We start from the raw sequence: 4,717 nt of genomic DNA on the forward strand, positions 1-4,717 counted from the left end.
GCGCTCCACCCGCCGCCGCTTGATCGTGCGGAAGCGCCGCGCCACCTGGCGGGCCAGGTCGGCCGCGCCGACCAGGCCCGCCTCGTTGCCGAGGGCGGCGTGCACGATGGCGGCCTCCGGGCGGAAGCCGCGCCCGGTGAGGGTGCGGCGGAAGGTGTCCCGGGCCGGACCGAGCAGCAGGTCGCCGGCCTCGGAGACCCCGCCGCCGATCACGAAGCGGCCCGGGTCCAGCGCGGCGGCCAGGTTGGCGATGCCGACGCCGAGCCAGGTGCCGACCTCGTAGAGCAGCTCGGTCGCGACCGGGTCGCCGTCCTGGGCGGCCTCGGTGACCAGCGGCCCGGTGATGCCCTCGACCGTGCCGCCCGCCCGGGCCAGCAGCGGCTGCACCACCGGCGACTCCTCGGCGACCAGCTCGCGCGCGTCGCGCACCAGCGCGTTGCCGGAGGAGTACTGCTCCCAGCAGCCCCGGTTGCCGCACGGGCAGCGGTGGCCGCCGGGCAGCACCTGCATGTGCCCGAACTCGCCCGCCAGGCCGTACTTGCCGCGGTCCACGTAGCCGTCCCGGACCACCGCACCGCCGATGCCGGTGCCCAGGGTGAGCATCACCATGTGGTCCTCGCCGCGCCCGGCGCCGAAGCGCCACTCGGCCCAGGCGGCCGCGTTGGCGTCGTTCTCCACGATCACCGGGAACCGCAGCCGCTCGCTGAGCGCCTCCTGGAGCGGCTCGTTGCGCCAGTTGAGGTGCGGGGCGAACAGCACCTTGGAGCGGTCGGCGTCGACCCAGCCGGCCGCGCCGATGCCGACGGCGTGGACGTCGTGCCGGTCGGCGAGCTGGAGCACCAGCTCGACGATGACGTCCTCGACCACCTTGGGGCTCTTGCTCTTGTGCGGCGTGTCCGTGCGCAGCTTCTCCAGCACCTTGCCCTCGCCGTCCACCACCCCGGCGACCACCTTGGTGCCGCCGATGTCGACGCCGATCGTGGGCAGCCGCAGTATCCCGGCGGGCAGGGCGCGGCGGCGGCGCTCGGCGCGCGGGCCGAGGCCGAGCAGGGTCGGCAGGACGGGTGGCCGGGTGCTGCCTTGGGAGCCGGTCACGGCTGCGGACGCTCCTCACGGGTGTCGGGTTCTCGGGGGTCGGATTCTCCGGAAGCCGATTCTCCGCTACCGGAGGGCCCGGTGCCGGAGCCGCCGGGGGCGGGGTCACGGGGGTCGGAGACCGACGGTCGGGCCAGCTCGTGCGAGAGCTCGGCGAGGTCGGAGCCGCCGGCCATCTCGGTGGTGAGCTGTTCGAGGCTGATCTCGGCACGCGGATGGCTGCCCGCCATCCGGCCCCGCCGGAGCAGGGTGAAGTGGTCGCCGACCAGGTACGCGTGGTGCGGGTTGTGGGTGATCAGCACGACCCCGAGCCCGGCGTCGCGGGCGGCGGTGACGTACTTGAGCACCACCCCGGACTGCTTGACGCCGAGCGCGGCGGTGGGCTCGTCCAGGATCAGCACCTTGGCGCCGAAGTGCACCGCGCGGGCGATCGCCACGCACTGGCGCTGCCCGCCGGAGAGGGTGCCGATCGGCCGGTCGACGTCGTACAGGTCGATGCCCATCCGCGCGAGCGCCTCGCGGGTGGTGGCGCGCATCCCGTCGGCGTCCAGCCGCAGGCCGCCCCAGCGGCGCGTGCCCCGCTCGGAGCCGAGGAAGAAGTTGCGCCAGACCGGCATCAGCGGGACGACCGCGAGGTCCTGGTAGACGGTGGCGATGCCGCGGTCCAGGGCCTGGCGCGGGGAGTCGAAGCGGACCGCCTCGCCGCCGACGGTGAGGGTGCCCTCGTCGTGCTGGTGCAACCCGGAGATGATCTTGATCAGGGTGGACTTGCCGGCCCCGTTGTCGCCGAGCACGCAGCTGATCTCGCCGGCCCGCAGGGTCAGCGAGACGTCCTGGAGCGCCCGGACGGTGCCGTAGCTCTTGCCGACGCCGTCGAGCGAGAGCAGTTCGGTTCCCATCGCATCCGTGTTCGTCGCGGCCCCCGTGAGGTCCGTGTTCATCGCGGCCCCCGCTCGGCCCGGCGCTTGACGTAGGCGTTCAGCAGCGCGGCCAGCAGCAGCATCGCGCCGAGGAAGAACTTGAACCAGTCCGGGTTCCACTGGGCGTAGATGATCCCCTTGCTGGCCATGCCGAAGATCAGCGCGCCGAGCGCGGAGCCCACCACCGAGCCGTAGCCGCCGGTGATCAGGCAGCCGCCGATGACCGCCGCGACGATGTAGATCAGCTCGTTGCCGACGCCCTCGCCGGACTGCACGGTGTCGAAGGAGAACAGCAGGTGCTGGCCGAGCACCCAGGCGCCGAAGCCGACGCCCAGGTAGAGCAGGGTCTTCGTCCGGGCGACCGGCACGCCGACCGCGCGGGCCGCGTCCGCGTCGCCGCCGACCGCGAAGATCCAGTTGCCGAAGCGGGTGCGCAGCAGCACCCAGCTGCCGACCACCAGCAGGCCGAGCCACCACCAGACGGTGGCCTTGATCGTCAGCCCGCCGACGGTCACCTCGGAGGCGAACAGCCAGCGGCAGGCGGCGAAGCCCTCCATGTCGGAGATCGACTTGGTGGAGACGGTGCCGGAGATCGCCTTGGTGACGCCCAGGTTGGCGCCGGTCAGCATCAGGAAGGTGCCGAGCGTGACGATGAAGCTGGGCAGCCTGGTGCGGCCGAGCATCCAGCCGTTGAACCCGCCGATGGCCAGCGTGGTCGCCAGCGAGACCAGCACGCCGACCCAGGTCACCGCGGTGAACTGGTACGAGACCATCGAGGAGGTCAGCGCGGCGGTGGTGACCAGCACGCCGGCCGAGAGGTCGAACTCGCCGCCGATCATCAGCAGCGAGACCGGCACCGCCATGATCCCGATGGTGGAGGCCGCGTACAGCACGGTGCCCAGCGAGGAGACCCGCAGGAACGGTTCGGCGACGACGGCGAAGACCGTGAAGACCGCGACGGCGGCGATCAGCGAGCCCAGCTCGGGGCGGGCGAGGAGCCGCCGCAGGGCCGCCGGGCGGCCGTCGACCAGGCCGTCCTGGGCGAGGAGGTCGGGGGCGCTCACCTGGTCCCCCTCGCGACGTACTCGGCGAGCGCGTCGGCGTTGTCCTTGGTCAGGATCTGCGGGCCGGTCTCCACGGGCTTGCCGCCGCCGAGCATGTTCAGGTTGTACTTGTACAGCCAGATCAGGTCGACGCCGGTGTAGCCCTGGAGGTAGGGCTGCTGGTCGACGGCGAAGCCGACGCTGCCGGACTTGAGCCCGGACACCACCTGCGTGCCCAGGTCGAAGGTGTCCAGCTCGACGCTGCGGTGGGCGTCCTGGACGGCCTGGAGGCCGGTGGCGGCCATCGGGCCGGAGAGGGTGAGCACGGTGTCGATGGACGGGTCGGCCTGGAGCTTGGCGGAGATCGCGGCGCGGGCGTCGGGCATGTCGACGCCGTTGACGTAGAGCACCTGGAAGGCTCCGCCGGCCTTGGACTGGGCGCCGGAGCAGCGCTGCTCCTGGCCGACGTTGCCCTGCTCGTGGATCACGCAGAGCACGTTCTTGCGGCCGCGCGAGGCCAGCTCGGTACCGGCCGCCTGACCGGCGGTGGACTCGTCCTGACCGATGTGGGTCAGCGCGCCGAACTTCTGGGAGTACTCCTGGCCGGAGTTGATCGTGATCACGGGGATGCCGGCGGCCTTGGCCTTGCCGAGGACGTCCGCCATGGCGTCGCCCTTGGCGAGGGTGACCAGCAGGCCGTCGACCTTCTGGTCGATGGCGGCCTGGACGAGCTGGACCTGGTTCTGGGTCTGCGCGTCGTTGGAGTACAGGAAGGTGATGTTGTCCTTGGCGGCGGCCTGCTCGGCGCCCTTGCGCACAGTGTCCCAGAAGGCGTCGCCGGCTCCGGCGTGGGTCACCATGGCGACCTTCCAGCGCGGAGTCGAGACGGCGCCGCCGCCGGTGGCCGCGGCCTTGGCGCGGGCCTCCTCGGCGCGTCTGCCTCCAGTACTGCTGCAACCGGCCACGGCCACCGCGAGTGCCAGGACGGCGCACGCGGGCCAGAAGCGGTGGGACGGGCGAAAGCGGGTGATGCTCATCCCCATAGTCTCCCTGCCCGTGCCGCGCGGTATCGCACCGCCTCGCCCGGCAGCGCGAACCGCCTGGGAGGTAAGGTGCCCCGGGGGACCTTTCCTGGTAGTTCGCTGAACATCTGGTCCGGACGACGTCCGTTCGGGTGGCAGACTAGGCGCCGATCCGAAGGCGGTTCATCACAAGAAAGTGATGTTCCTCTCAGGTTCCGCACAGATTCGGACGGCAACCGATCACCGGTCCATCGCCGTCTGATGCCATTGACGTGCGTTCGGGCGAGTGGGGCCCGGGCGGCGTGCGACCCGGATACGAGAACTCGATGGAACTGACAGGTACGCCATTCCTCCTCCTCACCGTCATCCTGGTGCCGGTGTCCATCACAGTGGCGCTGCTGTTCTGGGGGAAGGTCGGCGGCCCGCAGCCGGTACGCTACCTCACCCGGATCGTCATGATCATGTTCTGCCAGGTCACGGCCGTCCTGATGGTCTTCGTGATGGTCAACAACGCCAACCTGATCTACGGCAACTGGGACGACCTGCTCGGCACCGGCAACCACGTCCGCGCGGTGCCGGTGGTGGCGCCGGTCGACCCGGCCGCGGCCGCCGGCGGCAAGACCTGCAGCCCCGAGCG

The 4,717-nt window shown here is 71.6% G+C and carries 4 protein-coding genes and 1 pseudogene; 1 reads left to right on the plus strand and 4 read right to left on the minus strand.

The window, feature by feature from the left end:
* From ACFU6K_RS31700 to ACFU6K_RS31715, 4 genes are all read right to left on the minus strand, one after another.
* Positions 1 to 1,095 (minus strand): ROK family glucokinase (locus ACFU6K_RS31700; protein WP_380668878.1); only part of this gene is annotated, 1,095 nt, incomplete at its 3' end.
* Positions 1,092 to 1,994 (minus strand): ATP-binding cassette domain-containing protein, encoded by a 903-nt coding sequence (locus ACFU6K_RS31705; RefSeq protein WP_380668880.1) that lies wholly within the window; start codon positions 1,992 to 1,994, stop codon positions 1,092 to 1,094. The genes ACFU6K_RS31705 and ACFU6K_RS31700, both read right to left, overlap by 4 nt.
* A gap of 38 nt (positions 1,995 to 2,032) precedes the next feature.
* Positions 2,033 to 3,079 (minus strand): ABC transporter permease, encoded by a 1,047-nt coding sequence (locus tag ACFU6K_RS31710; protein WP_380668882.1) that lies wholly within the window; start codon positions 3,077 to 3,079, stop codon positions 2,033 to 2,035.
* The gene (locus ACFU6K_RS31715) at positions 3,076 to 4,095 is read right to left on the minus strand and encodes a sugar ABC transporter substrate-binding protein (protein ID WP_380668884.1); all 1,020 of its coding nucleotides are present in this window, start codon (positions 4,093 to 4,095) and stop codon (positions 3,076 to 3,078) included. Before ACFU6K_RS31715 ends, ACFU6K_RS31710 begins: the two co-directional genes overlap by 4 nt.
* 362 nt (positions 4,096 to 4,457) lie before the next feature.
* Here ACFU6K_RS31715 and ACFU6K_RS31720 point away from each other — a divergent pair.
* Positions 4,458 to 4,717, plus strand: a pseudogene (locus ACFU6K_RS31720) (esterase); the annotation flags it as partial.

It is taken from the genome of Kitasatospora sp. NPDC057512, from assembly GCF_042802135.1.
Classification (GTDB): domain Bacteria; phylum Actinomycetota; class Actinomycetes; order Streptomycetales; family Streptomycetaceae; genus Kitasatospora.